This window comes from Bdellovibrio sp. HCB288, assembly GCF_047305935.1.
Taxonomy (GTDB): domain Bacteria; phylum Bdellovibrionota; class Bdellovibrionia; order Bdellovibrionales; family Bdellovibrionaceae; genus Bdellovibrio.
In genome coordinates this window covers 1070954-1097835 of sequence record NZ_CP178619.1, presented here as the reverse complement: position 1 = coordinate 1097835, position 26882 = coordinate 1070954, and the positions used below count along the sequence as shown (strand labels likewise).

Sequence of the window (26882 nt, the reverse complement as noted above, 5' to 3'; positions counted from 1 at the left end):
GTGAATTTTTCGACGGAGCTTAAATGAATACGCCTAAAGTTAGACTCTCTGATGAAGTTAAACAAGCCCTGGCAAAGGGACTTCCTGTTGTGGCTTTGGAGTCGACGATTATTTCACACGGCATGCCATATCCCCAGAACTACGAAATGGCTTTGGCTGTGGAGGATAAGGTTCGTGCCCATGGTGCGGTGCCAGCTACAATTGCGATTATCAATGGAGAGCTTAGAGCGGGGCTGTCTAAACCAGAAATTGAGAGTTTTGCCAAAAAGGGATTGCAGATCACGAAAGTCAGTCGTCGTGACATCCCCCTTGTCGTAGCAGCAAAAAAAGACGGTGCGACGACTGTTGCCAGTACGATGATCATTGCCGAGCTTGCGGGGATCCCGGTCTTTGCAACAGGTGGGATCGGTGGCGTGCATCGTGGCGCCGAACAAACGATGGATGTATCCGCGGATCTTGAGGAACTGGCGCAAACCAATGTCGCTGTCATTTGCGCCGGGGCGAAATCAATTTTGGATATCGGGTTGACCTTGGAGTATCTCGAAACCAAAGGTGTGCCGGTACTGGGTTTTCAAACGGCGGAGCTTCCAGCATTTTATACTCGTGAGAGCGGTTTCAAAGTTGACGCAAAAGTGGACTCTGCGCAGGAACTTGCAGATATTCTGAAGGCCAAGTGGAATATGGGTCTTAAGGGTGGCGTGGTCATCGCAAATCCCGTCCCTGTGGAATATTCGTTGGATTTCAAATCCATGGAGGCTGTGATCGAAAATGCCTTAAAAGAGATGAATGCCAAAGGGATAAAAGGGAAAGAATCAACACCGTTCCTGCTTGGAAAAGTCAAAGAACTGACTGCAGGCAAGAGCTTGGAGACAAATATTCAGCTGGTGCTGAATAATGCCAAACTCGCTGCAGAGATTGCGGTGGCTTTGTCTCGTTAGTCGTCGGACAAGGCCTTTGGTGAAAAGCTGCTGGCCTTTAAGTTTTGATTGAGCTTGATATCTGCAAGCTGAATGTCAGTGCCACGTTTATTCTGAACGTTCTTGATTTTGATGCTCGATGCGCGAAACTTGCCACCGCCGAGTTTTTTATAGCCGCCAAAATCGATGACCTTAAGAAGCTTGCCTTGTTTGTCGTAGCACTCGGCTTTAATTGGCAGAAATTCTTTGGCGGAAACATAGCTGATGACTTTCGAGTAGTTCGGAGAGCTTGCGGTGACGTCGCTTTCCATCAGGATGTACTTATTGCCTTTGATTTCCATTTCTTTTTTGATCGTCGTGGTGGCTGAGGAATCACGATTAAAATCAAAATCCTCTGCACTCAATTCAGATCCCAGAATGCCACCTTTGGAATTTTCTCCAGTCAAACGACGAACCTGCTTATTGGAGGGGAGATAAATCCATTTTTCCTCGGTGTCGTTTTTCATGGTTGCAAGCAGTGCCGTGCCTTTTAGATCAGCGGGCTTTAACATGCGCACCATCAAGGAATGGTCTTTTTTTCCAGAGCTCATCCGCCAGATTTTCATTTCACGATCTTTGCTGGAGCCATCAGCTTCTATGATTTTCATAGAAGCTGTGAACGTTTCATCTTTCGCTTTGATGCGTGCGCTCATTTCCTGGCCGACTTTATCAGCAGTCAATTGCTGAGCCAGGGCATCCTGATGGTTGAAAAGAAGAACGAATGCAAAAATAAAGGACGCTGCTGTTGCCATAACTTTCTCCTTCTTCCAAGCTAATGGGCGAAGCAGCCATGGGCAACTTTTCAACATTGTTGGTAAAAGAATCAAATCCCCTACCAGACCAGTCAGCATTGACAAGACCATATAGAATCCAAAGATACGATTCATGGCAAAATACGAAGCCATAAATACCGAGAATCCCGCAAGCAAGGTCATGGTCGAGATCAGGCAGGGATTGCCCTCAAGCCAGATCATTTTTTCGATATCCAAAGTGCGGCTGTTTTTGGACTTCTGCATGGCGCGCAGTCTTTCCAAAAGATAAACCGTGTTGTTGAATGCCAATCCCAGTGCAATCGAAAAGATAATCGCCACACTTGGTTTGATCGGTGTTTGTGAGATGGCCAGGAAACCCAGCAGAGCCGCCGGCGGAACAAGATTGGGAATGCAGGCGACCAGGGACCAGCGCAGGGATTTAAACACGAAAATCAAAACGGCAATGATGGCAACCATGGACTGCCAGAATCCGAAAATCAGTTCGCGTGAAAGTTCATTGTTAAGATGATGGATGGTGGAGCCCATTCCAGTTGTTTGAACCTTCATATCGGGGAACGCTTTTTCGGTCATATGTCGAACGTTCTCGACCAGATCATGTAACTGATTGCCGGGAAGATCCTGCGTTCTGACTGATATTCTGGTTTTGGAACCATCAGCATTAAGAAAGTTTTTAAGAGGGCTGTCACTTGCCAACGAGTAAAGAAAGAATATTTCAGCCGTGGAGCTGCGACTTGCTGGCAAGCGAGTGTTGTGAAGTGAGGCAGCGGCAACCAGATCTGGAAGACTGACCACGCTGCCGACGGAAGGCAGTCGTCGGATCTCTTCGGAAAGGGCATCCAAGCGGGCAATCAGACTTGGGTCGTTCCAGGCTTCTTTGCTGCCATCAATTTCGATATCAACCGGAATCATTCCGCCCAGTTCCCTGTCGATGGTTTCAGTCGAAAGACGCACTTGGTGATTCTGCGGGAGATCATCAAATAGTTTTGCCGACCAGGACAGGTTTCCACCTTTAAGGGCCAATGCCAGGGACACTATGATAATGCCAGTGGTCCAAAGACCACTGCGTCTGAACAGATAAAGACCCCAGCGCGCTTTAGCCCACGCCCACTCGCGGGCTCGTGGTCCTGGCAGAAACAAAAGAAGTGGGAACAAGAGCACGGTTGTGGTGATCCAGCCAATCACAATGGAAATTGCCGCAGTAACACCGTACTCGCGAATTAGAGGAACGTTAGTGGTTAACAGACTTAGAAATCCAATCATAGTCGTTGTCGACGCAATCAAGTTGGGTCGGATGATGGCTTTAAGTGTTTTGCTGACCAGATTCTCATGAGACTCAAACGGGTTTGCTTTTCTTTCTTCGGCATAGCGAAGCAAGGTGTGAATACAGAGGGAAACCACGTCAATAGTGGTCAGAATCGGAATCGTTGTGGAAAGAATCGAGAACGGAAGTTCTGCCATCGCCATCACTGCAAGCACCAGAATATTTGCACAAAGAATGATTACGAAGGAAATGATCAGTGGCGCAAAGTTTGAAAAGATCAACGCAAGCACGACAAAGCAGGACAGGAAGCCCAGGATGACAAAGTTTCGCAGTTCAGATTGCAGAAGCAAGCTGATGTCCGTCTGTACCGCCGGGGTTCCGCCCATTTGCACATCGGCAAAAGGCAGCGCCGCAGTTGCCGTCACTTGCAGATTCTGGCGGAGTGCCAAAAGCTCCTTGTTGGTGAGTCTATTGATATTAGCAATCACCGAGGCGGTTTTTCCGTCTTTGGAAATAAGAGTCGGGGCGATCAGGGGATTTGAAGTTGTTTCCGGCTCCCAGCGATCAATGCTTAGATTTTTCAAAAGGGGACCAACGCTCAGTCCCTGGTTGTTATTTATAGCACCTTGAATATTAGCCAAAGAAAGAGTGTGGCGGACGCCGGGATACTTTGAAATCAGATCGGTCAGTTTTTCCAGCTCGGCTATTCTGTCCTGACGAAACCAGTTGCCACCGTTTTCCTGATTAATTTTTGCGGTGATGATAAAGGGCTGAACCTCAGAAAGCTGGAAAGTCTGGCGACTCTTTTCGTCCAGCATCAATAGAGGGTTATCTTTGGGAAGAAATTGTTTCAGGCTGTACTGCGTGGTCAGTTTTGGCAGGGCAAACAAACTTAGAATTGTTATAAGAACTACGCCCATCAAGGAGATGATCGCCAGATTTTTTCTGGAAATTTTTAAAGGCAGTCGCATCCCATTGGTCCTTCCCTTGAGTGTGGATAACAGATTTATTATATCGGACGGTGCTTTCATTTCTAAAATGTCTGATAAAAAGACTAAAAGTTTTTCGATGTTGGTCCGAATTCCAAATATGAAAACTGAGAATGCATCCTATAGAAAAAAAGTCGCTTTAGATTTTGCTCAAAGCACCGTAACCTTAGTCCTATGAGTAAAAAGCAAATCACCAGAAATCTTTTCGTGTTTGCTGCTTTTCTGTTCTCGCAGCAGGCATTCTCTTCAGCCACTGTAGAGTCAGAGTTTGAGATCGTTCTACCTAAGCAGTTCCAGCAAAATCTTATTGAGGAGAAATGGAAGTCTCTGGCCAATCAGGAATTTAAGGCAAACTGGCAATTTCCTGATCAAACCGTGGAGGCTCAGAATGGCGTTCAGGTTCAGTTAAAAGGAATCTCAGTTTCTTTAAATACGGAGCTGGAAAAGCCAGGGCTGGGTTCATCGGAAACTCAAGTAATCTTGAAGTCCAAGGAGCTTGCGGCACAAATGACGATCGCAAGTATTTCTGTTGATCAATGGGTGGAGCAAACAGTCGGTGGTATTACCGGTCGGTTTCGTCTGGTGGCAGAGTGCCCTAACGTCGTGTTAAATATGAAATCTGGAGCGGGCTCATTTTCTGTGAGCTTGAACCCGGAAATCAACTCCAGTAAAGCCGGAGGCGTGGTTCAGGACTTCTCTCTGGCATGGGATAAAGAGGCGTGGTCCGCGGCAGCATTTGGTTGTACGGGTGCAGCTGGCTTTGCTGATATCGTAAATCAGCAGATCGCTCAGATCTCGGCGGATTCTGCAGCTTTCGTCAATCCGCAAAGAACATTGATTCTTTCCTATCTGAATGGGTATGTGGGCAAGTATTCATTTGATCTTGCAAAGCCGCGACAACTTGTGAGTTCACGATCCGATGTGAATATCAGCATGATTGTGGATTCGTTTGATGATTCAAATTCAGAAAAGGCACTTGCGAAAGGCCGCGTGATTGTGGAGTTCACAAGAGCTCCACAGGCAGAAACCAAAAAGCTGCAGCTTTCCCAAGAAGCTGTGAACTATGGCACCTCCGGCCAAGCGATGATTCGGCTGCCGGGTGGCTTTGCCAAAGAACTATTAAGTCGTGCTTACGCCGCAAATACCTGGGTGCATCAGTTTTATTCAAGCCAGGTTTCGGGACTCTCTTCTGTAATGGGTTCGCGCTTCATGCAGTTCTTTGTTTGGCCCGAGTTGATGGACTATCCAAAATCAAGCAAGTTCCTGTTCAACGTTTATTCAAATCAGGATCCTGTGGTTTCGGGTTCGGGATTGTCGTATCAGATGAAAGTGAATTTACTCTCTCAGATGAAGGCGCCTAAGAACGGACAATATGTTCCTTTCATGAACTTCGTTGTTCCTTTTAACAGCGGACTGAATCTGGGAATATCCAACAGCAAAGCATCGGTGAAGTTTTCCAACACTTCGCTGGATTTGCGTTATGGTTGGGATTCCTGGTATGTGAAGTATTACTATCCAAAGACCCGCTTTGCGGCGTCTACGATAGAGAGCAAAGCGCTTTCTGCCATTGCGGGAAAAACAATTAGCTTTCAGCTTCCGGCAATCCCTTTGACTGATGGAGTGAGCTTGAAAATTAACAAAGCCACATCATTGTCCAATTCGGATCTGCTGTTACAGCTGGCTCCTTAAAATGATCGGCCTACAGAAAGTATGTAGGCATCATTCTTCGAGTATAAGCCTAGGGGATTTTCAATATCCCCGGAAATGAAATTCGCAGTCAGGCTGGCGTTCCACGAATCAAAGAAGCGCCGGCCTAATGTGACCTCCACAAATGTACTTGAGTGGACGGTGTCATATAGGCCCAGCACGGAGGCGTTCCACACTTCTTTCCAGGAGAGTCGACCCCCCGCCATCCAGGCACGACGAAATATTTCCGTGATCGAGATATTGGAATCATTCTTTCTTTCCGTATCCAGGAATGAATACTGAACAATTGCAATCAGCATCGCATCGCTGAAGTTGAAGGTTTTTTCCACACCCAATATGCTTTCATGAATCCAACCGGGCAGATTCACATAGTCACCATAGTTGTCAGAATAGGTCGTGGCATACTTGAACAAAAAGTCCCATTGACGACTGACCAAAGAAAAGCCACCTTGGCGAATTCTGTATTGTTTGGTGTCGAGTCGAACATCCGGATCCACTTGGATTACAGTTTTTGGCGAAACTTCAACAATGGTTCCGGTGACTTGGGGTTCAATAATGGGAGCTGTGGCTGCACCGTCGTAGCCAGTGATGGCGAAATCGAAAATTGAAATGGTTTTTTGCAGTCTGATGGCAAAGTTGTTTTCTAGTGCATCATCAAGAATGGCTTCGTTTCCCCAGGTATAGCGCAAATTGGGTGGCAAGAGCAGGACAAGGTCATTGCCCGGAACCTGCGGTACGAAAACCTCACGAGGTAACCATCTGCTGTTTTCGCCGGGTAAAATGGCCTCGCGCGCCGACGGAATGTAAATCAAATCATAGTCAATCCACTTCAGGGACTCCGAGATCAAGATGGAGGGTGTACCCATTTTCTTGGATCTGAGAGGATCGTAAAGTTGCCGTCGGTTAACGATATCTATGGGGTTGTAGCCGTCGGTGATCCCCCAGGTGATGACATTATATCCCACGTAAATATCCAGAACGTCTTTTTGAAACTTGATATAGGTTTCGGACGGATCAAAATAAAACTGCTCTTCTTTGGATTTGTTATCAGGATTGGCCACAAGCACGGGCTTTGAGTACACGCGCCAGCGATCTCCCTTTTTCCATCGAACCATGGGATCCAACTCAAGTTTGAATAGGCTGTCATTGGTATCCTCTCCATATTGTTCCGGATAATAGAACTCTGTCATATTCATATCGGCGCCGAAACTCCACTCCGATTCAGCAGTGGCAATTTGCGGAGTTATGATGAAGAATAGAAGGAGAATCAGAAATTTCATCGCCTAAGTGTATTCGTACCTACCTTGGACCGTCTGCATGACTTCTGACATTTTGCAGGTTACCATTGAATTGAGTGAGGTTGGTGTTTATGCAATCACAGATTTCAAGTTTTCAAAATGAACATTTCTTTTCCATTTCATCTGAAGAGGAATTGATTCAGTGCTTTCGGGCAAGAGATCAGAAGAAGCTCATTTTGCCGGATAATCTAAGATACCCCTTCAACGTGCAGTCCTACTTTACCTGGAAAGAGTCGTCCGGGGTTTATACGTATCTAGTTTGTAAAATGCCGAATTGGGATATGCCCCGGGGCGTAGCCTTTAAAAGAACGCCTTCAAGTGGCGAGCCCACGGGCGGACTTTGCAATTGGTGCAACTCCTATGGTTCCTCGGAAGATATCGGACTTCTTTCAGTGGCAATGAGTTCGAATGTCAGCAATTCTTATCTAATTTGCCAAGATCTGCGTTGTATTGAAAAAATCGAGGAAAATGCGACCCGTGGTGGAAAAGGCCCGGAAAAATACATTCATGAGCTTTACCACAAAATGGCAAAGCTTTTTGAGAATATCAGTAACTACAAACAAGACTGATTTGTTTTATTTTTTTAGAGTCAAGCGAACCGGGCAGTGATCTGATCCCATGACATCGGGGCAGTGCGCGGCCGCTTTCAGGCGGTCCGAAGATTCCTTGTTGACCAGGAAGTAGTCCAATCGCCAACCAACGTTCTTTTCGCGAACGCCGGGACGATAACTCCACCAAGTATAGTGTTCCGGTCCTTGTTCGAACTGTCTGAAGCTGTCCACCCATTCAAGCTTTTCCAGAAAATGACTCATCCAAGCCCGTTCCTCCGGCAGAAATCCGGCGTTCTTCATATTTGTTTTTGGATTTCTTAAATCAATCTCTTTGTGGGCGATATTGAAGTCACCGCAAATAATAACTTCACGTCCTTTTTTGCGCAGGCTTTGCAGACGCTTTTCTGCAGCCTTGCAGAATTCAAGCTTGAAGGGAAGTCTAGTGTGTTCGCGCTGACTGTTTGGCCAATAGCTGTTCACTAGCGTGATGGGGCCGAAATCGGCCTCCAGCCATCGGCCCTCATTGTCGAACTTATCGATGCCCATTCCGATGCGCACATCATCGGGTTCTTTCTTGGAATAGATCGCCAGACCCGAATAGCCGGGCTTTTCTGCAAAGGACCAGGCAGAGTGGTATTTTGCGGGGTGATAAAAGTCCTCGTCCTTTTTAATCGCCTCATCGGTAATTTTGATTTCCTGCAAGCAGACGATGTCGGCCTTTTCTTTTTCAAACCATTCACGGAAATTCTTTTTGTGGACCGAGCGAAGGCCGTTTACATTCCAGGAAATCAATTTCATCTTAACCTCAGAATCTGCAGTATAGCAAAGATCCTATGGATTTCATAGCTGTGTGAATGTAACATTTAGCTCGCAACGGAGGAGCTGTCATGAAAGTCGGGTTTTTCAGTTCTAAAAAATACGAAGAGGAAATCTTTAGCTCGGTTTTCAGCAAATCCGGCTTTGTGCCTGACTTTTTGGAGGTACGCCTGACACCCAAAACGGTGCAGCTCTCCAAGGGCTATGACACGATCTGCTGTTTTGTGAATGACATTCTGAACGAAGATGTCCTGATGAAGCTTAAAGAGCAAGGGGTTCGCAATATCGCACTACGCTGTGCTGGATTTAATAACGTAAATATCAGCGTGGCTAATAAGTTGGGAATGCGTGTTGTGCGTGTGCCGGAGTATTCGCCTCATGCTGTTGCGGAACATGCTGTGGCTTTGCTATTGACGCTAAATCGCAAAACTCACCGTGCCCATGGGCGAATTCGTGATTTGAATTTCTCTTTGGAAGGTCTGGTCGGATTTGATCTTTATGGCAAAACGGTCGGCGTTATCGGAACTGGAAAAATTGGACGTGCCTTTGCCCAGATTATGAATGGATTTGGCTGCAAGGTTTTGGCTTATGATCCGTTTCCTAATCCGGATATGGAGAAACTCGGCAAGTACGTTTCTTTGCAGGATCTTTTGAAAGAATCAGATGTTATCTCCCTGCACTGTCCGTTGAATGACCAAACTCGACACATGCTCTCGTCCTCGGCTTTTGAAATGATGAAAAAAAATGCCGTGATTATAAATACGGGAAGGGGGGCACTTATTGACACCAAGGAGCTTATTGAAGCCTTGAAGTCCCACCGTATTGCTGGTGCCTGTCTGGATGTTTACGAGGAAGAAGAAGGCGTGTTCTTCACGGATCAATCCGCAGAGGGAATTACGGATGATGTGCTGGCCCGTCTGACCACATTCCCTAATGTTATTCTTACCTCTCATCAGGCCTTCTTAACCCATGAGGCACTCGTGAATATTGCTGAGACCACTCGGGACAATATCAAGTCTCTGATGCGGAATGAATCCTGTAACAACGAAGTTAAATAAGTATGGCAGTTAGGATTTCGCGGATCTTTCATGCTGGATATGTTTTCGAAAGTGGGGGAGTGCGTATCGCCTTCGATCCGATTTTTGAGAATCCATTCAGTAGAAACTGCTTCTCATTCCCGGAAATCGAATTTGATCTGGCAGCGGTTAGACAGCTTCGGTTTGATGCGGTCTTTGTTTCTCATTTTCATGACGATCACTGTTCCTTTGACAGTTTGAAGCTGCTGAATCGTGCGACTCCTATTTATATGTTTTGTGTTCATGAGGAGATGTTTTCCTGGATTCGGGAACTTGGTTTTAAGAATGTGCATTCATTGGTTTTGAATTCATCAGTTTCCATTGGGGATTTTGAAGTCATTTCTCGTCCCGCATTGGACGTTGATGTGGATTCTCTATTTCAGATCAGAGTTCAGGGTTTAAATATTCTAAATGTTGTGGATTCCTGGATTGATGAAGACACCTTTGCGAACCTGGTAAACCAGGGGCCTTGGGATCTGGTAATGTGGCCTTTTCAAATGATGCGTGAACTCGAAGTCCTGGAACCATACAAAGCGGTCCCCGCTGATCGAAAGCTTCCCGAGGAGTGGCTGACGCAATTGAAAATACTAAATCCGAAAAATATCATTCCCAGTTCTTGTCAGTTTCGTATGGAGGAGTGGTCCTGGTATAACCACGCATTTTTTCCGATTTCCTATGCGGACTTTCACTCACAAGTTATAAGTGTCCTGCCGGCAGCGAATATTATTAACCTGACTCCTGCCAGTGGAGTTTTGTTAGGTAAAGATGGTGTGCAAACTTGTGAAAGTCTTCCGTGGATCAAGGTTCTTGGAAATCCTAAAGCTGACTATCAGTATGTGCCGGACTTGAAACCTCCCTCCACGGCCAGTATTGCCGGTCATTTTGCAAAACTAAGCGATAGCCAGATCAAGCAAGTAAACGACTATTGCGATAAAGGAATTCTGGAAAAATTTCTAGAGATCGGTCCCTCCGCAGATACGTTTTTTAATAAACGCCGAATTTGGAAGCTGTCGGTTTTTTCTAAAGAGGGCGTAGAGACAGTTCGCTGTTATGAGTTGAGTGATGATCAAATGAAACCCATACCTGCGTCAGGCGTCACTCCTGATTGGTGTACGGAAGTGACCGATGCAAAACTGCATTCTGCCTTGAATACCGGGGAGAGTCTGTCATCACTGTATATTCGTGTCGTGAAGGATTCCGACATTGATGCGGTGGAGGACCCTTTGATTCGCTGTCTATTCAGCGCGGAGTTTGGATCGTATCAAAAGGCCCAGTTGGCCAGAATCAAGAAGGAGGAGGTGGTATGACAGTCGTTCAGTTGTCTGACTTTTCCAAAAAGGTGATAGAGACGATTCTGAAAATTCCAGAAGGGAAAGTTGCGACTTATAAACAGATTGCTGAACTTGCCGGGAAACCTCAGGGCTCCCGTGGAGTTTCGTGGATATTGCACTCCTCTTCGACCAAGTACAAATTGCCCTGGCATCGGGTTTTAAACTCACAGGGAAAAATCTCTTTTGATATTAAAAGCAGGAATTATCAGGAACAAAAAAAGAAGCTTGCGAAGGAAGGCGTTGTCTTCGATACGATGGGAAAGCTGGATTTGAAAAAGTACCAGTGGAGTAAGCGCCCAGCCCAGAAAAGAGATCGGGCGCAACCCAGAATGTTTAGTAAGCCTGACACTCGCTAAGATTTAAATTGATGTCAGCTTGGCTGCCAAATTTGGTTTTGCACTGAAAGCGACCTTCTTTGGAGATATTGCTGATCTCAATAAAGGCGTCAGCAAACCACTGACCTTCATGCTGGCATGCCAGAGTTTGAATCACGTAGTGATCTTCGGACACGTCTTCAACACGACAATTTGGTTTTGGATTTACTTTTTCAACATCTTGATTGCAGATGTTGCCGTAGCGAAGAAATTCAGTCGTCGTGCCATCGGCATGAACCCAGCTTGCTGAAAGTGGATAGAAGTTGAAAAGCACATCGCCTTTTTGGGATTTGCAGCGAAGCATTTCCGGAGCCGAAAAAGCCGTGGAAGAGACAAGGACCATGGCTAAAGCCAAGAATAGATTTTTCATGTGATTTCCCCCTGATTGAGGGGGCATTTGACTGAACTCCCCACGTCTCGTCAACCCGGGAAACGCTGAGTCCGAGCGGTTTTTAAAGAAAAAAGGCGAGCCGGGAGGCCCGCCTTTTCTGGGGAGGGGTTTAAGGGAGTTTGAAGAGGATCATTTCAGAATCCTCGCTGGCTTTGATGTTCGCTACGGCAACATCAGTGGCCGCAATCGCGTCGCCGGTTTCAAGTTTTTCACCATTGACCTGGACGCTGCCTTTGACAACCTGAAGCCACATGCGGCGTTCGTCGCCGATATTGAAGTCCAGGGATTCGGATTTTTTCAAACGTGAAATATACATATCCGCATCCTGATGAATTCCAATTGTGCCATCTTTGCCATCCGGAGAAATCACGTGAACAAGTTTTTGCGTGTTCAACTCGGTCTCAAAAGATTTTTGTCCATAGCCGGGTTGCACGCCACGCACTTTCGGCATAATCCAGATTTGGAAGAAGTGAGTTTCTTTGCCTTCTTCGTCATTGTATTCCGAATGCATGACTCCTGTGCCGGCGCTCATGCGTTGCACTTCACCTGGTTTAATCACAGCCACATTGCCCATGGAGTCCCGATGTTGCAATCCGCCCGAAACCACATAGGAAATGATTTCCATATCGCGGTGGGGGTGAGTATCAAAACCGGAACCTCCGGAAATTCTATCTTCGTTGATGACACGAAGTGGACCGAAGTGCATATGTTCAGGGTCATAGTATTCGGCGAAAGAAAACGTATGACGGGATTTCAACCAGCCGTGTTCTGCATTTCCTCTATCGTTGGATCTTCTAATTGTTAACATACCTTTTTCCTTTCTTGTGAGAGGCACTGCCCCCGCAATCAAACCAATTGCTGTCGTTGTTGCGCCGATAATAAAAGCCCGGCGCCTGAGGGGAATATTCAAGTTCATGAGTGCCTCCCATGAATAAAGTATCGGTGATTTCATCTAATAAAAAAATTATTAAGAATTAATGTACTATATAGTTTTTATTTATATAGTTTAGATGGCGAGGTTAGTTAAAACCTCGCAAATACATATACTTAGCTTAGTGTTGGTAGCCGCCGTAGTGGTTTACTGGAGACCAATCTGGTACTGCACGAGGAGCTGTGGGAGCTAAGTCTTTATACTCTTTTTGAGCTGACATTACTTCACCACCGACCACTGTCAGATCAGAGAAAATAGTCTTAATTTCTTTTTCTGGAACAGAGAAGTAGTCCTTGTTTAGCAGCGCGAAATCAGCAAATTCTCCCTCAGCAATATCACCTTTCAGGGTTTCTTCTTTCGAGAACCATGCGGCACCTTTGGTCATCAGATAGAGAGCTTTTTCACGAGACACACGATTGCGATCACTCATGTGTTTATAATCCCCAACAGTTCTTCCGCTGACATGCCAGTAAAGGGCAATCCACGGATTGAAAGAGGAAACTCGAGTCGCGTCGGTTCCAGAGCCAAGAGGAATGCCAAGTTCCAGAATGTCAGCGACGGGTGGAGCTGTTTGCGCAGCTTTTTTGCCATACTGTTTTGTGAATTCTTCGCCTTGGAATGCCATACGATCCTGAACCGAGATCCCACCGCCCAGAGCTTTGATGCGCTGAAGATTTTTGTAAGTGACCGTTTCTGCGTGATCAATGATGAATCTTTCAGGAAATGGTCCACCTTCTTTTTTGATTTCCTCTACAACATTCAAAATTCTTGCAATGGATTCGTCGTAGGTCGCATGAATTCTGAAAATCCATTGGTGTTTGAAAACCAGTTTTAAAATCGGTTTCAGTTCCTGTTCCATGTTTGCAGGCAAATCGGGTCGTGGCTCCATGAAGTCCTCAAAATCCGCAGCAGAAGCTGTCAGGTTTTCTCCCGCACCCATAAGGTGATAGTGGTTGTCGACGTGAAGTTCGTGAAGACTTGCGGGGTGGGCTGCTTTTGTCCAGCGTTCATAGTCCTGCAATTCTTTGCCGGCAACCGGAGCGAACAGGTAAAATGGAATACGCAGTGCCAGTTTTTTCTCGTCATTTAGTTCTTTGGCGATGCGATGGTCTTCCGGGAAAAAGAATCCGCCACCACCAGCATCAATCACGCCAGTCAGGCCCAGTCGGCTGAGCTCGTTAAAATAAAGGACAGTTGAGTTGCGTTCTTCCTCGCGGTTTGCAAGTTTCGGCGTGGCCATCAGGGTTTTATAAAGAACCATAGCGTTTGGTTTCGCAGTCAGAACCCCAGTGGGTACGCCTTTTTTGTCCAGTTCCACTTCGCCACCCGGAAACTTGGTCTCTTTGGTGTATTTCAACGCCTTAACTCCTGCGGTGTTAAGGAATGCTTTTGAATATAGATACATCACAAAAACGGGACGGTTCGGGGAGGCTTGATCAAGCTCCTTGATAGTGGGAAATCTATTTTCTTTAAATTGGTGAGGGGACCATCCGCCCACAACGCGGACCCATTGACCTTCCGGAGTGCGCGCGGCCTGCTCCTTGATCATCTGAAGTCCTTGTTTTAGAGACTTCACACCGTCCCAGCGAAGTTCAAGATTGTAGTTAAGACCTGCGCGAATCGGATGATGATGGGTATCAACCAGCCCAGGAATCACAGTGCGCCCTTTGGCGTCGATAACTTTGGTGTTTTCAGATTTTAACTTCATGACATCCTGATTGCTGCCGACTTTGACGAAGACACCATTTTTCACAGCAAAGGCCTCTTGGAAGCCGTTCTTGTGAGAAAAGACTTTGGCGTTTTGTACGATGAGGTCTGGAGATGTTTTGCTTTGGGCTTTGGCAACCGAAGTGTAGCTCAGTGCTGCTGCGGAACCTAGGAGGATGGCGTTCTTAAGTTGTTTTCTGATAGTGTTTTTCATGGTGGAGTTTTCCTTGCGAAAAGAAAGGGCGCCGTTTTACCCAGCGCCCGATTTTGGTTTGAACTATTTGGATTTTTCCTGAGCACCCTCTTTGGCGCCGAACATTTCTTTAGCGTAGATGATACCCAAACCGTATCCACCACCGTGTTGTTTTGCGATACCAGTCACAGCGTCGTATGTTGCGCCACGAGCCCAGTCGCGTTGTAGTTCTAGCAAGTATTGCATCCAAGTGATCGGTTTTGCACCGGCTTGCACCATGCGATCCATAGCTGCATCGTGAGCAACAGTGGATACGCCGCCAGAGGCATCAGCTACGAAGTAAACTTCATAACCTTCTTCGATTGCGGAAAGCACAGGTCCCACGCCACACACTTCAGTCCAAAGTGCTGCGAATACCAATTTCTTTTTGCCATACTTTTTAACAACGTCAGTGACGCGGTCGTCTTCCCAAGTGTTCATCGTTGTGCGATCAATTGGTTTTTGTTCCGGGAATACGGCCTGAAGTTCTGGAAACAATGGTCCGGAGAAAGATTTCTCGGCGACAGTTGTTAGAATCGTTGGAACTTTGAATACTTTTGCGGATTTTGCCAGGGCTGTTACGTTGTTGCGAAGTTCCTGAACATCCATGGATTTTACGGCGAATGCCATTTGTGGTTGGTGATCAATCAGAATCAAAGTGTGATTCGTTGGAGTTAGAAGTCCTTTTGCTGGTTTGCCGGCTTGAGCATGTACTGCTGTCAATGCGACCAATGCTGCGAAGATTACTTTAAATGCTTTCATGTTGTTCCCCTTTTCGGTGTTTTGTTTTATCTGCGATTTGTTTTGTGTTTCGCTTCGATGAACTTACTATCGGGCACTTTTTCCTTGAAAAAAATTAATATGATTTTATAATCTCAATATAAAAGATTTATATAGTTTAAGGAGTAATTTATGACAATTGATCAGCTGGAAACACTTGAAATGATTGTGGAAAAAGGAAGTTTCAAGTCGGCAGCCGAACATCTTCATAAAACCCAACCCAGTCTGAGTGTCGCCATTAAGAAGCTGGAAGAGGAATTCAACCTGCGACTTTTTAATCGCGAAGAGTACAGACCCAAGCTTACACCAGAAGGACTTGTCTTCTACAACTGGGCAAAACAATGTCTTTTTTCATTTCGTGAATTGCAGACTGTGGGAGTCGAATTGGGTTCCAAGAAAGTGGAACCGTATTTGACGGTGGTATTGGATCCTTTAGTACGCTTTGAGGCGATTGAAGGTGTGTTTCAGGAAACCGTTCTTAGTAAGTATCCGACTGAAATGACTTTTCGCACAGAGATTATGAGTGGTGGATTGAACTCTTTGTTGTCAGAGGAGGCTGACTTTGCGATTTCAACCAAATCCGAAGAAAACGACAATGTTGAGAGTGTTGCATTTGACAGAATTGAAATGGTTCCGGTAGTTGCAAAGTCCTTGGCTAAATCATTGCCGGATCTTTCCTATAAATCTCTAAAACAATTCCCGCAGATTGTGGTTCTTCAGCAGGGGGATAAAACCAACTTGCTGAAACGCGATCGCAAGGGTGTGATTGCTGATTCCAAGAAAAGCTATGTCACTGATCATGCATTAAAGCATAAAATGATCATGAATGGATTTGGTTGGGGGCGTCTGCCACTGAACGAGATTGAAAAAGAATTGAAAAAAGAAAGTTTGTTGTTGATCGAGGACGAGCAGGTAAAGCCTTTCTCTTTGGATTTGCATATTATGCGTCTAAAGCACAAACCAATGGGACCGGTGGCTCGTGCTGTGTGGGCTCAACTACTGAAGAATTGCATTGCCGTACAAGCCAAAAAAAGTCCGCGCACTAAGTGACAGGAATGTCATGTGAGTCTTGTCTGCCGTTGCCATATCATGAGACCTCTCATGGAGGAACTCATGCCAGCACGGCAGTACAAAGACTTTTTTTCCAAATACGTCAGGGCCTATAATCAAGGATTGCAAGGCCAGCCGGATACAGATCTGATCCGTAGCTTCTTTACGGATCACTTTCTTGCAGCGGGACCTGATGACGTTCAGACGGGTTTCAATAATCACTTTTTTTCTGCGACCTTAAAAAAAGCCTATTCGTTCTATCAAAAGATTGGGGCTCGCGAGCTTAATATTCGTAATTTGGTTGTCACTCCGATTGATCGCAACCATGACATGGTTAAAGTTTACTACCGCGCACAGTACAGTCCCGATGGTGCACCGATAAAGTCCATCGATTTCGATGTGACCTATTTCATGCAACAAGGGGAGTCGGGGCCAAGAATATTTGCCTTTGTCTCTGGGGATGAAATGCAAACCTATCGTGATGCTGGATTAGCCATTTGATCTTGAACATTTTTTGGGAGACGATGTTAACTCACGGAGGTTAGCATCATCATGGTTAAAAAAATTCTGATCGGTTTTCTGGTAGTGTTTGTCCTGTTCCTGGGGTATGTGGCAACTCGCAGTGGTACGTTCCGCTATGAAAACAGCACCGTCATTAATGCGTCGGCGGACAAGATCTTTCCTTACTTGAGTAATTTCAAAATGGGCGGTCAGTGGAGTCCTTACGAGCAAGTGGACCCTGATATGAAGAAGACTTTCTCGGGAGAAGATGGGAAGGTCGGATCCATCATGGATTTTGAAGGTAACAGTGATGCGGGTTCCGGGCGTCTGGAAATGAAAGACATTAAGCCGAACGAATTCGTGGCGATAAAATTGACCATGACCAAACCAATGAATGCCGAGCAAATGGTTGAGTACAAACTAACACCCGAAGGTGACGGCACACGATTTACATGGACGATGTATGGTGATGGCGGGTTTATGACCAAGCTAATGACTGTACTGATTGACTGTGAGGCGATGTTCAAAGGTCAGATGGAAAAAGGCTTCGAGAATCTGAAAAAAGTTGTGGAAGCGCCAACCGCGACGCCTCCAGGTCCGGGTCAGTAATCTAGAACCATTTCTTGTGTTCGATAATAAGGCAGCGATTGGAGACTACTTTGATCCCTGCCTTTTCTGCTTTAGCTTCAGCGGCTTCGTGATGAATTCCAAGCTGCAACCACAACACTTCAACGCCGCCTATGGCAATCGCCTCATCCACCACTTCCGGAATTTTTTCTGAGGCTCTGAATACATCTATGAACTTTCGATACTCTTTGGGGATCTCGGCCAGGGACTTGTAGATTGCAAATCCGTTGGCCTCGTGTGGTTTGGGATAAGTGCCCACCATTTCCCAGCCATGATCACGCATATAAAGCGGCACATAGTGACTGGGTTTCGTCGGATCAGGGCTTAGCCCATAGACCGCAAATTTTCTGTACTTATCCATGACGGATTTGATTTCATTTTCAGCTACGTTCATAAATTCAGCCTTTCATTGCGGATCGGGTGGCAGTCGTCGTTCTGGTTGACCGGATGGTGGATCAATTTCAGGAGTCTTATTGGGTTGGGGATCAATTTCAGGTACATCCTTATTAGGATTCTTCTTGTTGGGATCCTCAACGGGATTCTTTGGATCTTCGGGTTTATCGGGTGCTTTAGGTTTTTCGACCATTTTGATCTCCTGCCTGAGGATTTAATTGTCGCAGAGGGAGCTAATAATTCCCAGTGAATCCTTGACATAGTTTTGGGCGCTTATTGAAATCAAACAGAGGTGAACGAATGAAGTATTGGTTAGTCATATTTTTCTCCCTATTGTCTTCCATTTCCATGGCTGCGGAGAGATTTAATCACATCACTTGTGAGTATCAGCAAGTTGACTCTGCGTGGGAATTTTCCGCCGTAAATTACAATCGGGACGGCCTTGTTCTGGAAAAGGGTCAGTCTGCGGCAATTGTCGGCGGTTGGACTTCATCCAGAGAAACCAATGTGGGTTTTTGTCTTGCTTATACTGGTACGGATCGGGAATCTGCGATTCAAAATACCTTTGTGGTTTTTGAAGGATCAGAGATATTCGGCGTTAATATTCAAGACTGCTCGCCTGTAGGAAGAGGTATCAAAATCACCCACACCAGTTCGTCACTATCGATGAGAGGGGATGTGGTGGAGTATTCAGTTGATGGATGGTTTGAACAGGGTGAAGCCAAGCTTTTGCTAAAGCACTATGTCCCCCTGGCTTCTGAGAATGAAAAAGTCACCGAGATCGCAGCCGCCAAATGTTCGGAGCTGCGACCGTAAATGCTATTCCTGGCTCTTGCGTGGAGCCGGATAGTATTCGTGCGGAACCTGTAAACCACGACGAACGATTTTTTCGGTCATGATTGAGTTCTTCATTAGCAATGAAGAAACAATGTAAGCGATCGAACAGCATCCCAGCAGTGGAACCAAGCCCAGTGGTTGTTTGGTTCCCTCAAGAGCAAATACCACGGAAGTAAGCAGGGCTCGGGATGAGCCGGCGAACAAGGCCGCCATACCCACTAATGCCATGGCATGGGGATCAATTCCCCAATGTGGAAACAAAACAGTTAAGCCAGTCCCGGCAATAAATCCAAATGCCGATCCCAAAGTCAGTAATGGTGCAAGTGTTCCGCCGGAAGTACCACTGCCAAGTGCGATGGCCCAGGATAAAAACTTCCAAACCAGAATGCTGGTTGCGGCCCCCACAGTCAGGCTTCCGCTTAAGCTCAACGAGATATTTCCATAGCCCACACCAAGGCTGCGCGGTTCAATCAAGCCGATCACGCCGACGGCGATCCCGCCCAGTGCTGGCCACCACATCCAATGAATCGGAAGCTTTTCGAAGGAATCTTCGATCCAATAAATAGATTTGGTCACGACTATGCACAATAGTCCCATGATCACTCCGAAGCCCAGGAACACCAGAAGTTGTAATGGAGAAGTTTCACCCAAGCTTGGCATTTGGAAGAATGATTCGTTGCCAATGAAAATTCCTCTTAGCGTGGCAGCAATAACCGTGGCCAGCGCTACCGGCACAAAAGATTTAGGGCGGAACTCAAACAACAGCAACTCGATGGCAATCATAACCGCCGACAGTGGTGTGCCAAAAATGGCCGCCATCCCTGCTGCAGCTCCTGAGGATAAAAGAATTTTTCGTTCGTAAGACGTCACTGGAAGAATCTGTCCAATCCAGGAGCCCAAAGCGCCGCCGGTTGCGATGATAGGTCCTTCTGCGCCGAAGGGTCCGCCGGAGCCAATCGCGATTGCCGAGGAAAGAGGTTTCAGCAAAGTGATCCTGCGAGGAATCCGGCTGTCGCGTTCAAGAATATTTTCCATGGCTTCTGGAATGCCGTGACCGCGAATGGCCTTGGAGCCCCAGCGGGCCATGCTTCCCACCAGTATTCCACCCAGTACCGGGATCACAATGGAAATGGCACCCAGGCTGTGTTCTGCTGGCGAACGTTCATGAAAGGAGAATTCCTGAAAGTAAAAGAGGTTGGTACACAGCTGTATGGTCAGTAAAAGAGCCTTGGCGACAAAGACCATCGCGACTCCGATTAAACAACTAAGTGAGTATATAAAAAGAACCTGACGTTTTCTGCTGAGCTCGTGTTCTGCCATCGTTATCTCCAATTTGGGCAATTTGCGCGCACTCTTGAAAACCTTCAATGCTTTGGACCTTGCATCGAAACGGTGTGTCATGTAATTTTCTCTCAAGGAATCATGAAAATGGAAAATACGAACTGCGTAGTCTGTCAAAAACCTAAGGCAAATTTGGATTGTGGGATCTGTCGCGAGCATGTTTGCAAGAAGTGCGCGCAGTTTTTGGATGAGGATTCATTTTCCTTCATGAAAGTGGTTCCAGCAATTGTGAAGCATACCGTTTACTGTGGTCCCTGCTATGACCAGAACGTGGCGCCAGTCCTTGCGAAATACGAAGCCGATATCGAAAAGGCTAAGACCATCTCCATTTTCATGACTTCGGATTCTAAGATCACCTCCAGATTCAGCCGTAAAGAAAAAGCGATTGAAATAAAAGACTGCCCGGATCGTGAGGAAGTTTTGTTACGCTTGGGTTTCTTGGCTGTGGAGGCTGGATACAATGCTCTGGTGGATGTTGAAATCAATCATGAGAAAGTAAAGCCCGGCGGAAAGTATCAATATACGAAGTGGAGTGGGAAAGGCGTTCCCACTCAGGTCACTTCGAGTAGATTTCTTTAATTCAAATCATCACTGCACAGTGATCCACACCCGGCTGACGCCATAGGATCTTACCAGACGGTTAAAGGTATAACCATTATCCGGATGCATGCGTATGCAACCATGGGATGCTGGAGTTCCAAGTTTAGGCCAGTTACCCCGTGGAGTACCGTGGAGCGCATAACCTCCGGTGATAAATACCGCATAAGGCATGTTGCCCAAACCGTTGTAGTCACCTTCTGGATATTTAGAGGAAGTGTAGCGATCATAGATGCGACCGTTTGGATGGCGATCAAAATTCGGAGTGCCATAACCCTTCATACCTGTTGATACCTTCCATGAACCCCTTAGACTTCCGTTAACATAGAGGTACATGCGCTGTGAACTTTTCACAACCTGAGCCCAAACGGCACAGGCGTTACGTCGGCAACCTGCAAAAGGTCCAAGGATGTCATCCATCACAGTATTGATGTGAGCGGATTTTCCGGTTTCTTGTTCATAGATTTTATCGTAATGGTCCAGAACTTTTTCGACATTGGGATCGAATGGATCGATATCTTCAAGCATGTTAGGAATGCGGTCATCGTCGATGTATGTGGACTCTTCCGCTCGCGCATAATTCCCCACTAGTAACAGCAGGGAAAGGCTAAAACATGTTATGTGATGGCTTGTTTTCATGTCGCACCTCAATTTTTTGAGTGGGTTTAACTTACCCACAGTGTACGCTTGCGTACAAAAAATCGAGGTGGACCTAGGCTAATACGAGACTTGTGTAGCGTCAGAAACAACTAACGTTTCATTTTCTACATTTTTCATGACAAGGGCGAATTGGTTTTTCAACAAATCGCTGTCTGAGATTGTGTGACAGAACAAGAATGTCAAATGCAGACGTTCCTTGTGAGTCAACTTGAACAGATCCCAAAGGCGAGGAAGTGTATCCATGGAGAAGTGTCTTTTCTTGTCAAAAACAAGCTTCACGAAAGTTTTCGATACCTGAAGCCTATCCGCACAGTATTGCAGAGAGAACGAGTATTTCTTTGCCTTCTCTGCAGCAAATTTTTCTTTTAGTAAGTCTCGGTAATCCGGAAATGTACCGTTGTTTGAAGGTTGGACCATATATAACTCTTTGTATTTGATTGAATTAGGAAGGGCGAGCGCCTCTCCGGACAGTTCTGTGAACATTTTCATCACCATTTCGGTTAATAAATTTAAAATAAATCTCGGGAAGGAAAAGCCGGGGAGGTTAAAGTCCCCGGTTTTTTGAGATTCACGCTTTCCAATTCTTCAATGAATTAGTTACGGTCTTGATCTAGTGCGATTTCCATTCTGTTAACACCAAGGTTTACACCGAAACCTTTGGCAAACTGGAAAGACACTTTAAGAGCGATTGTTGGAAGATCGATACGAGTCGCAGTGATAACACCAACGCCACCAAGGATTGCGCCTTGAGCTTGTGCCACGTAGTAAGTACCAAGGATGGATTCAGGGTTAGAATCGAAAAGAGCGATTTCAGCCGCTTGACCCGTCAATTCCATTTTGCCCAATGCGATTTGTGGAGAGAAAGGTTTAGCTTTCATTGTAACAGTTACTGGGTATTCAGCAGTTTGACCCGTTGGAGACATACAAGCCAATGTACCTTTACCATTGTATTGGTAGTGACCAAGGATAACTTTGATACCAGATGCAGTACCTTTGAAGTTCAAGTTACAAGCCCATGCTGGAGCTGTGTATGCGTGAGCTTGAGAAACACCAAGAACCATTGCGATCGCCAAGAATACTTTTTTCATTTTAATCCTCCTTAAGGATTGTTTTGTTAATCGTTTACTTTTCCGCCGCTGCGGTATGGGCCAGTAGATATTCCGGTTCAAAAGGGTTGTCTAGACCCCGAACGGGACAATGTGTCCCGATCATGCAAATCGGGACAAAGTGTCCCGAAATCTTGCGTTATTAGAGTTTTGTGTCTATATAGGTTGCATGGATATCACTATAAAAAGTCTATTGATGCAGGAACTGGCGAAACGGCAAACCCGGAATTCGTCGTATTCGTTACGAGCCTTCGCGCGCGATCTGGGTATTGGCTCAACTACGTTGTCAGATGTAATGGGCGAAAGAAGATCTCTTTCAAAGACAAACTTGGAGAAAGTGATGGAACGCCTGCTGCTATCTCCATTGGAGAGAGAGTTGTTGTGGGCAGAGTACCGACAGGGTTCCTCCAAGATAGAAATAGATAAGGATCTTCTGCTGCAGGAAGATACCTTCCGTATGATTTCTGATTGGTATTATATGGCAATAATGAATCTGGCGCAGATACCTACCAATAAAGCACATCCTCAATGGATTGCAAAACGCCTGGGGATTAAGGAAGCTGAGGCAGAGGACGCACTAGAGCGTTTATTCAGGTTGGAGCTTTTGAAAAAAAGTCGCAATCGCTTGGTCAGAACAACGAAACCCATATTATTGAAAGATGTCCCGTCAGCTGCAATACGCAAGTACCACAACCAGAATTTGCACTTAGCAGAGCAATCACTCCACAGGGATTCAATCGATACACGCTTGTTCAACTCGATGACTATGGCGGTAAATCCCAAGAAAATCCCTGAGGTGACTGATATCTTATTAAAAACTCGAAAAAAGATCGAGGATCTGCTACAAGACGGGCCGTTATCTGAGGTTTACACACTCTCGTTTCTATTATTTCCGTTAACGAAGCTTGGGAACTCTGCGGAGGAGCAAAATGTTTAATCTAACTAAAACCCTGAAAAGTGCACTAATGCTGGCTTTGGCGACTGTGTCTGCCAGTGCATTTGCGGGTCCTGGAAGTGACTGGATTGGCAACGGTGGCGGTATTGCTGAAAAGAACGTTCTTTTCGCATACGAGCGTTTGGAAAACTACATCGAAGTCTGCCTGACCTCAGACGGTTGCAAATTGAATTCACGTGAGCGTGAGATCATCGCAAAAATCGCCAAGACACTTCCGCAAGAAATCAAAGGCCGTATGTTGTACTTTGGTTCTGAAAAGAAAACTCCTGGCTTCTTCATTCTCGACGGCTTGGTTCGCGTTGCAAAAACGGGCAGTACGCCAGGGTCTCCGATCTATATTAACTCGGATCTTCTTTACAGCAAAAATGCAGAGGGCGAATATTCAGCGGTTTCAATTGCTGAAGCAGTTGCGATTCTGATCCATGAGTTCGGTCATCATCACGGTGGTTACTCCCATGAAGAGTTGGACCTGCTAGGGGTTCGTATCTCCATGTTGGTGCAAACCAAAACTTCCGTGACTCCACTTCTTCCATGGAGCAAAGATGTTTCCGCGATGGTCTTCACTAAAGACGTCTACACGGCTTACCCTGAAGTGATCCTGCAAGTGGGCGATGATTTGATTGATATCACTAAAGCGGTCGCTGACGAGGCGATGTGCTATCGCTATTCAGTTCCAATTCCAGTATTGCCAATTCCGGATTTGGATCTGATCAGCAAAAAACCAGCGGGTGCAGTTCTTTATAACCTGCATTGGGATAAATTCAGCGACAGCGACACGAAAATCAAAGTGAAGCTGATTGGTAATATCTCGAACTCATGCTTGTTTAAGACGAACATTCTTCTTCGCAGCAATGATTTCAAAATGTCGATCGCGTTCTCGGCAACCAAGATCAACGGTAAATGGACTTACGATCCAGGGTCTTTGAAGATCGAACAATACCGCGAACCTTGGTACAAGGTGATTCGCCTGCCATTCCAGCCGCTTTCGTGGGCCGAGATGGGATTTGAACCAAAACCAATTGGAAACTAAAGAAAAAGGGCAGATTGAATCTGCCCTTTTTTATTTCCTAATCCTGTTCCAGATATCCTTGGTTTTCACAGACTTTGTCGTCAGGAAAGGTCTGCAGGCTTAAGACCCGCTTGTGAGTGGAGTCCTCAATGATCGTTGCGATATGGGAACCAGCAAGGTTCACAGACATTTTGCCTGGGCGGTCTGCGCCCGGCTGGTAGTCGCCGATAAAGTCCATGGGATACTTGATGGCCTCTGCCGCAATGGCAGTGCTGTTGGCCTTTAGGGCTTTGATTTGAGAGCTTATCAGTCCTTTTTCTGAATACCCACAGGTCATGGCTTCTTGGTCATTAAAGGAACCTCTATTGAGGGAAAAGCGATACCCCATGATGCCCCACATTCTATACCAGGAGCCTTGGTGATCAGCTTCAAAACCTTTAGTTTTACCGCGTTCTTCAAGGTCTCCGCGGATATCGACAAATTTATTCCAGAAGGCTTTCTCTTGGGCTGGTGTGGATTTGTAAAAGTAAGATTTGCTTTTGTAGCGGGCTTCGTTGCGCAAAAGTTGATGGATTGTCAAAGCGGAGTTAAATGTTGATCCGCCATTGAGCTTTAGGGCTTCTCTGAAAAGCTTCACTGGGTCGATAGTGTTGTCTTTCTGGTTCATTATCCATGTACGAAGTTTGTTTTCCTGCCCTGTGCTGTAGTCACAACGGTCAGGATCGCCAATCATATAGAAGAAAAACTGATCGTGATCGAAGTTGCATTGCGCGAGTCTGCCGGTACGCTGTTCAATTTTATTATCGCGATAGACAAAGCTGGGTTCGGTGGTGCGCGTTTGATTTGGATACTTGTTAATCTCTTTTAAAAAGCATCCCGCCAAAACTTCAGAATTGATGGATACTTCCTGGTGCTTTGGATACGAGTACGCTTCAACGGCGTGACTTGATTGTGAAAATAGAAAAAAGAAGAGCAGTAAATCCATACTTCCTTATCGGAAAAGGACCTCTGCTCTTTAATAGGGAACTGTCTTTTGGTCTAGTGCTTCTTGGTCGCCTGAACGTAGCCTTCGTAATCAATGTGATTGTCGTAAGTGACAGTCTCATTAATTTCGATGATACGGTTTGCAACAGTTTGCAATAGCTCATGGTCGTGGCACGTGAAGATCACAGTACCTTTAAAGCGCGCCAATCCTTCATTCACAGCCGTGATGCTTTCCAAATCCAAGTGATTCGTCGGACCGTCCAGGATCAGGACGTTAGCGCCTGAAAGCATCAGTTTAGAGAACATGCAGCGCACTTTCTCGCCCCCGGAAAGAACTGTCGGTTGCTTCAGGGCATCTGTTCCAGAGAACAGCATTTTACCCAGGAAGCCACGCAAAAAACTTTCGTCTTTGTCTTCAGAGAACTCGCGCAACCAATCAACCAGAGTTGGTTCAGAGCCTTGGAAGTATTTTGAATTGTCTGTAGGGAAGTAGCCACGATTTGTGGTGATGCCCCAGGTGTAAGTTCCAGAATCCGCAGCCAGTTCACCGGCGATAATTTCCATTAGCAAAGTCTTGGCAAGGTCGTTGCGGCCCATCAGGGCAACCTTGTCGCCTTTTCTTAAAGAGAGGCTGACGTTCTTAAGTACCGTTTCGCCCTCCCAAGTTTTATTGATCTTATCAACGACCAACACGTCGTTACCCAAGTCGCGCTTGATATCGAAACCAATGAACGGGGATTTGCGTGAAGAAGCCGGCAAGTCATTGAACTCAAGCTTTTCCAACATCTTTTGACGGGAAGAGGCTTGTGCGGATTTTGAAGCGTTGGCGCTAAAGCGCGCGATAAAGGCTTTAAGCTCTTCCGCCTTGTCAGCGCTTTTCTTGTTCTGATCAGAAAGCATGCGCTGTTTTAGTTCGCTGGCTTGGCGCCAGAAATCGTAGTTGCCCGTGAAAGTAGTCACTTTGCCGTAGTCGATATCCGCTATGTGCGAGCAGACTTTGTTCAGGAAGTGACGGTCATGCGAAATCACGATGACGGTATTGTCGAAATTCAAAAGGAAGTCTTCAAGCCAGTTGATCGCATAGATGTCCAAGTGATTCGTCGGCTCATCCAGAAGAAGGATGTCGGGGCGACCAAACAGAGCTTGTGCCAAAAGAACTTTAACTTTTTCACCGGGATTCAGTTCCTTCATCAATTTGTGATGGAACTCATCACCAATGCCCAGGCCCGCCAGCATCACGCCAGCTTCAGATTCAGCTTCCCAGCCATTCAGCTCCGCAAAAATACCTTCAAGCTCAGAGGCACGATTACCATCTTCTTCTGAAAAATCAGGCTTTGCGTAAAGTTCGTCCTTTTCAGTCATTACTTTGTAAAGACGCTCATTGCCCATGAGAACGGTTTTTAGAACCGGGAATTCATCATAAGCATAGTGATCCTGCTTAAGCACTGACAGGCGCAAGCCCCCTGGGATAATAACTTCCCCGGTATTGGGCTCGATTTCCTTGGAAAGGATTTTTAGAAATGTGGATTTGCCGGCCCCATTGGCGCCGATCAGGCCGTAACAGTTGCCTGGAGTGAATTTCACATTTACGTCTTCAAAAAGCTTTTTGCCACCGAAACGGAGGCTGATATTGGAGGTGCTGATCATGG

The 26882-nt window shown here is 46.1% G+C and carries 28 protein-coding genes; 13 read left to right on the top strand and 15 right to left on the bottom strand.

The features are described 5' to 3' along the window. Positions 1 to 23 precede the first annotated feature (23 nt). Positions 24 to 938 (top strand): pseudouridine-5'-phosphate glycosidase, encoded by a 915-nt coding sequence (locus ACLVWR_RS05290; protein ID WP_413582847.1) that lies wholly within the window; start codon positions 24 to 26, stop codon positions 936 to 938. On the opposite strand, the gene ACLVWR_RS05285 is transcribed toward ACLVWR_RS05290, so the two are convergent. After that, complete coding sequence (locus ACLVWR_RS05285) at positions 935 to 3961, bottom strand: outer membrane lipoprotein-sorting protein (protein ID WP_413582846.1); 3027 nt, start codon at positions 3959 to 3961, stop codon at positions 935 to 937. The two genes, ACLVWR_RS05290 and ACLVWR_RS05285, sit on opposite strands and share 4 nt — an antisense overlap. Positions 3962 to 4153: 192 nt before the next feature. On the opposite strand from ACLVWR_RS05285, the gene ACLVWR_RS05280 reads away from it, so the two are divergent. Continuing rightward, positions 4154 to 5668, top strand: a complete 1515-nt coding sequence (locus tag ACLVWR_RS05280; RefSeq protein WP_413582845.1) for a hypothetical protein — start codon at positions 4154 to 4156, stop codon at positions 5666 to 5668. Here the strand turns inward: ACLVWR_RS05280 and ACLVWR_RS05275 are convergent. Further along, positions 5665 to 6966 carry a hypothetical protein gene (locus ACLVWR_RS05275; RefSeq protein ID WP_413582844.1) on the bottom strand — a complete coding sequence of 434 codons (1302 nt, stop codon included), beginning with the start codon at positions 6964 to 6966 and terminating at the stop codon, positions 5665 to 5667. The genes ACLVWR_RS05280 and ACLVWR_RS05275 overlap by 4 nt on opposite strands. Before the next feature lie 89 nt (positions 6967 to 7055). On the opposite strand from ACLVWR_RS05275, the gene ACLVWR_RS05270 reads away from it, so the two are divergent. Further along, complete coding sequence (locus ACLVWR_RS05270) at positions 7056 to 7553, top strand: FBP domain-containing protein (protein WP_413582843.1); 498 nt, start codon at positions 7056 to 7058, stop codon at positions 7551 to 7553. Positions 7554 to 7559: 6 nt separating this feature from the next. Here the strand turns inward: ACLVWR_RS05270 and ACLVWR_RS05265 are convergent, their stop codons facing one another. Then, on the bottom strand, positions 7560 to 8333 hold the full coding sequence (locus tag ACLVWR_RS05265) for an exodeoxyribonuclease III (protein WP_413582842.1): 774 nt from the start codon (positions 8331 to 8333) through the stop codon (positions 7560 to 7562). 89 nt (positions 8334 to 8422) lie between these two features. Here ACLVWR_RS05265 and ACLVWR_RS05260 point away from each other — a divergent pair, with 89 nt between their 5' ends. Genes ACLVWR_RS05260 through ACLVWR_RS05250 form a run of 3 tightly spaced genes read left to right on the top strand, consistent with a single transcriptional unit; the run spans position 8423 to position 11114 of the window. Continuing rightward, positions 8423 to 9409, top strand: coding sequence for a 2-hydroxyacid dehydrogenase (locus ACLVWR_RS05260; RefSeq protein ID WP_413582841.1), 987 nt, complete (start codon positions 8423 to 8425; stop codon positions 9407 to 9409). A 2-nt stretch (positions 9410 to 9411) separates the two neighbouring features. Then, positions 9412 to 10734, top strand: coding sequence for an MBL fold metallo-hydrolase (locus ACLVWR_RS05255; protein WP_413582840.1), 1323 nt, complete (start codon positions 9412 to 9414; stop codon positions 10732 to 10734). Then, positions 10731 to 11114 (top strand): MGMT family protein, encoded by a 384-nt coding sequence (locus tag ACLVWR_RS05250; protein ID WP_413582839.1) that lies wholly within the window; start codon positions 10731 to 10733, stop codon positions 11112 to 11114. The genes ACLVWR_RS05255 and ACLVWR_RS05250 overlap by 4 nt, the downstream gene beginning before the upstream one ends. Here the strand turns inward: ACLVWR_RS05250 and ACLVWR_RS05245 are convergent. From ACLVWR_RS05245 to ACLVWR_RS05230, 4 genes are all read right to left on the bottom strand, one after another. Then, positions 11092 to 11502 carry a hypothetical protein gene (locus tag ACLVWR_RS05245; RefSeq protein ID WP_413582838.1) on the bottom strand — a complete coding sequence of 137 codons (411 nt, stop codon included), beginning with the start codon at positions 11500 to 11502 and terminating at the stop codon, positions 11092 to 11094. The two genes, ACLVWR_RS05250 and ACLVWR_RS05245, sit on opposite strands and share 23 nt — an antisense overlap. A gap of 130 nt (positions 11503 to 11632) precedes the next feature. Then, positions 11633 to 12331, bottom strand: coding sequence for a pirin family protein (locus ACLVWR_RS05240; RefSeq protein WP_413582837.1), 699 nt, complete (start codon positions 12329 to 12331; stop codon positions 11633 to 11635). A 244-nt stretch (positions 12332 to 12575) separates the two neighbouring features. Continuing rightward, complete coding sequence (locus ACLVWR_RS05235; RefSeq protein WP_413582836.1) at positions 12576 to 14375, bottom strand: amidohydrolase; 1800 nt, start codon at positions 14373 to 14375, stop codon at positions 12576 to 12578. A gap of 63 nt (positions 14376 to 14438) precedes the next feature. After that, complete coding sequence (locus tag ACLVWR_RS05230; RefSeq protein WP_413582835.1) at positions 14439 to 15155, bottom strand: hydrolase; 717 nt, start codon at positions 15153 to 15155, stop codon at positions 14439 to 14441. 150 nt (positions 15156 to 15305) lie between these two features. Here ACLVWR_RS05230 and ACLVWR_RS05225 point away from each other — a divergent pair, with 150 nt between their 5' ends. From ACLVWR_RS05225 to ACLVWR_RS05215, 3 genes are all read left to right on the top strand, one after another. Continuing rightward, a complete protein-coding gene (locus tag ACLVWR_RS05225; RefSeq protein ID WP_413582834.1) occupies positions 15306 to 16223 on the top strand; it encodes a LysR family transcriptional regulator in 918 nt (305 codons plus the stop codon). 63 nt (positions 16224 to 16286) lie between these two features. After that, positions 16287 to 16724, top strand: coding sequence for a hypothetical protein (locus tag ACLVWR_RS05220; RefSeq protein WP_413582833.1), 438 nt, complete (start codon positions 16287 to 16289; stop codon positions 16722 to 16724). A gap of 51 nt (positions 16725 to 16775) precedes the next feature. After that, positions 16776 to 17333 (top strand): SRPBCC family protein, encoded by a 558-nt coding sequence (locus ACLVWR_RS05215; RefSeq protein ID WP_413582832.1) that lies wholly within the window; start codon positions 16776 to 16778, stop codon positions 17331 to 17333. A 1-nt stretch (position 17334) separates the two neighbouring features. Here the strand turns inward: ACLVWR_RS05215 and ACLVWR_RS05210 are convergent, their stop codons facing one another. Continuing rightward, positions 17335 to 17745 (bottom strand): CoA-binding protein, encoded by a 411-nt coding sequence (locus ACLVWR_RS05210; protein WP_413582831.1) that lies wholly within the window; start codon positions 17743 to 17745, stop codon positions 17335 to 17337. A gap of 12 nt (positions 17746 to 17757) precedes the next feature. Then, positions 17758 to 17937, bottom strand: coding sequence for a hypothetical protein (locus ACLVWR_RS05205; RefSeq protein WP_413582830.1), 180 nt, complete (start codon positions 17935 to 17937; stop codon positions 17758 to 17760). A gap of 107 nt (positions 17938 to 18044) precedes the next feature. Between ACLVWR_RS05205 and ACLVWR_RS05200 the strand changes: the two genes are divergently transcribed. Further along, a complete protein-coding gene (locus ACLVWR_RS05200) occupies positions 18045 to 18560 on the top strand; it encodes a hypothetical protein (protein ID WP_413582829.1) in 516 nt (171 codons plus the stop codon). Between the two features lie 3 nt (positions 18561 to 18563). Here ACLVWR_RS05200 and ACLVWR_RS05195 read toward each other — a convergent pair whose 3' ends face one another. Next, complete coding sequence (locus tag ACLVWR_RS05195) at positions 18564 to 19901, bottom strand: chloride channel protein (protein ID WP_413582828.1); 1338 nt, start codon at positions 19899 to 19901, stop codon at positions 18564 to 18566. A gap of 102 nt (positions 19902 to 20003) precedes the next feature. Here ACLVWR_RS05195 and ACLVWR_RS05190 point away from each other — a divergent pair, with 102 nt between their 5' ends. Beyond that, entirely contained in the window at positions 20004 to 20501 is a 498-nt protein-coding gene (locus ACLVWR_RS05190) for a hypothetical protein (protein ID WP_413582827.1), read from the top strand. A gap of 9 nt (positions 20502 to 20510) precedes the next feature. Here the strand turns inward: ACLVWR_RS05190 and ACLVWR_RS05185 are convergent, their stop codons facing one another. The 3 genes from ACLVWR_RS05185 to ACLVWR_RS05175 form a co-directional block, all read right to left on the bottom strand. Continuing rightward, positions 20511 to 21158, bottom strand: a complete 648-nt coding sequence (locus ACLVWR_RS05185) for a L,D-transpeptidase (protein WP_413582826.1) — start codon at positions 21156 to 21158, stop codon at positions 20511 to 20513. A gap of 78 nt (positions 21159 to 21236) precedes the next feature. Continuing rightward, complete coding sequence (locus tag ACLVWR_RS05180) at positions 21237 to 21662, bottom strand: hypothetical protein (protein WP_413582825.1); 426 nt, start codon at positions 21660 to 21662, stop codon at positions 21237 to 21239. Between the two features lie 110 nt (positions 21663 to 21772). Further along, complete coding sequence (locus ACLVWR_RS05175) at positions 21773 to 22267, bottom strand: hypothetical protein (protein WP_413576149.1); 495 nt, start codon at positions 22265 to 22267, stop codon at positions 21773 to 21775. Positions 22268 to 22454: 187 nt separating this feature from the next. Here ACLVWR_RS05175 and ACLVWR_RS05170 point away from each other — a divergent pair, with 187 nt between their 5' ends. Both ACLVWR_RS05170 and ACLVWR_RS05165 read left to right on the top strand, forming a co-directional pair. Continuing rightward, positions 22455 to 23222: a DUF4423 domain-containing protein gene (locus tag ACLVWR_RS05170; RefSeq protein WP_413582824.1), complete on the top strand. Its 768-nt coding sequence runs from the start codon at positions 22455 to 22457 to the stop codon at positions 23220 to 23222. Next, positions 23215 to 24270 carry a hypothetical protein gene (locus tag ACLVWR_RS05165; protein WP_413582823.1) on the top strand — a complete coding sequence of 352 codons (1056 nt, stop codon included), beginning with the start codon at positions 23215 to 23217 and terminating at the stop codon, positions 24268 to 24270. The genes ACLVWR_RS05170 and ACLVWR_RS05165 overlap by 8 nt, the downstream gene beginning before the upstream one ends. Positions 24271 to 24307: 37 nt before the next feature. Here the strand turns inward: ACLVWR_RS05165 and ACLVWR_RS05160 are convergent, their stop codons facing one another. Beyond that, complete coding sequence (locus ACLVWR_RS05160; protein WP_413582822.1) at positions 24308 to 25234, bottom strand: hypothetical protein; 927 nt, start codon at positions 25232 to 25234, stop codon at positions 24308 to 24310. A gap of 53 nt (positions 25235 to 25287) precedes the next feature. Beyond that, positions 25288 to 26880, bottom strand: coding sequence for an ABC-F family ATP-binding cassette domain-containing protein (locus tag ACLVWR_RS05155; RefSeq protein WP_413582821.1), 1593 nt, complete (start codon positions 26878 to 26880; stop codon positions 25288 to 25290). Positions 26881 to 26882 lie beyond the last annotated feature (2 nt).